The sequence below is a fragment of the Bhargavaea ullalensis genome (genome assembly GCF_042432615.1).
GTDB classification, from domain to species: Bacteria; Bacillota; Bacilli; order Bacillales_A; family Planococcaceae; genus Bhargavaea; species Bhargavaea ullalensis.
Genome location: NZ_JBHLWY010000007.1, coordinates 1 through 1,020, shown reverse-complemented (window position 1 = coordinate 1,020; position 1,020 = coordinate 1). Strand labels below are relative to the sequence as shown.

Annotated in this window: 7 tRNA genes and 1 rRNA gene; all 8 read right to left on the bottom strand. The window is 50.5% G+C overall.

Features of this window, described 5'->3' with window-relative positions:
- Window positions 1-132: 132 nt before the first annotated feature.
- The 8 genes from ACFFIY_RS01910 to rrf all read right to left on the bottom strand — a co-directional run bounded on the left by ACFFIY_RS01910 (window position 133) and on the right by rrf (window position 879).
- Window positions 133-208, bottom strand: a tRNA-Ala gene (locus ACFFIY_RS01910).
- Between the two features lie 5 nt (window positions 209-213).
- Window positions 214-290 (bottom strand) — tRNA-Pro (locus ACFFIY_RS01905).
- Between the two features lie 7 nt (window positions 291-297).
- Window positions 298-372, bottom strand: a tRNA-Gly gene (locus tag ACFFIY_RS01900).
- Window positions 373-388: 16 nt separating this feature from the next.
- Window positions 389-470, bottom strand: a tRNA-Leu gene (locus ACFFIY_RS01895).
- A gap of 22 nt (window positions 471-492) precedes the next feature.
- Window positions 493-568 (bottom strand) — tRNA-Lys (locus ACFFIY_RS01890).
- Window positions 569-574: 6 nt separating this feature from the next.
- Window positions 575-650 (bottom strand) — tRNA-Thr (locus tag ACFFIY_RS01885).
- A 12-nt stretch (window positions 651-662) separates the two neighbouring features.
- Window positions 663-738 (bottom strand) — tRNA-Val (locus tag ACFFIY_RS01880).
- Window positions 739-763: 25 nt separating this feature from the next.
- A 5S ribosomal RNA gene (gene rrf, locus ACFFIY_RS01875) occupies window positions 764-879 on the bottom strand.
- Between the last annotated feature and the right edge of the window lie 141 nt (window positions 880-1,020).

The window sequence follows — 1,020 nt, the reverse complement described above, 5'->3', positions numbered from 1 at the left end:
GCTCATACTTTGTTGCTGGCATATCTGCTTGATATGTCCGAATCATGTGTTTTCTTCACCCGACGGGGCCGGGATCCGGAAACAATTTTATCAGCGTTTTGCTGTTCAGTTTTCAAGGTTCATGATGATAAATGGTGGAGCCTAGCGGGATCGAACCGCTGACCTCCTGCGTGCAAAGCAGGCGCTCTCCCAGCTGAGCTAAGGCCCCAAGGATGGTCGGGAAAACAGGATTCGAACCTGCGACCCCTTGGTCCCAAACCAAGTGCTCTACCAAGCTGAGCTATTTCCCGATGGAATTGGAGCGGAAGACGGGATTCGAACCCGCGACCCCCACCTTGGCAAGGTGGTATTCTACCACTGAACTACTTCCGCAAATTTAAAAATAGGATGCGGGTGAAGGGAGTCGAACCCCCACGCCCGAAGGCACTAGATCCTAAGTCTAGCGTGTCTGCCAGTTCCACCACACCCGCATGCAACCAAATCGCAATGAAATGGTGAGCCATGCAGGGCTCGAACCTGCGACCCTCTGATTAAAAGTCAGATGCTCTACCAACTGAGCTAATGGCTCGAAAAGTGGTGCCGGCCAGAGGACTTGAACCCCCAACCTACTGATTACAAGTCAGTTGCTCTACCAATTGAGCTAGGCCGGCAAATATAAAATATGGTGGAGGATGACGGGTTCGAACCGCCGACCCTCTGCTTGTAAGGCAGATGCTCTCCCAGCTGAGCTAATCCTCCATATTAAGTATGTATCAAGTGATCGGCCCGGCAATGTCCTACTCTTGCAGGGGGAAGCCCCCAACTACCATCGGCGCTGAAGAGCTTAACTTCCGTGTTCGGGATGGGAACGGGTGTGACCTCTTCGCCATCATCGCCAGACCTGATTCACTTTGAAAGAACAAATCCTATTATACCAATCCTGCACGTTTTGGCAAGTACTTTTTTTGTTCTTTCAAAACCGGATAAAACAGACATTGAACCAAGTTTCTGCCGAACCTTGTTTATGCATGAGGTTAAGTC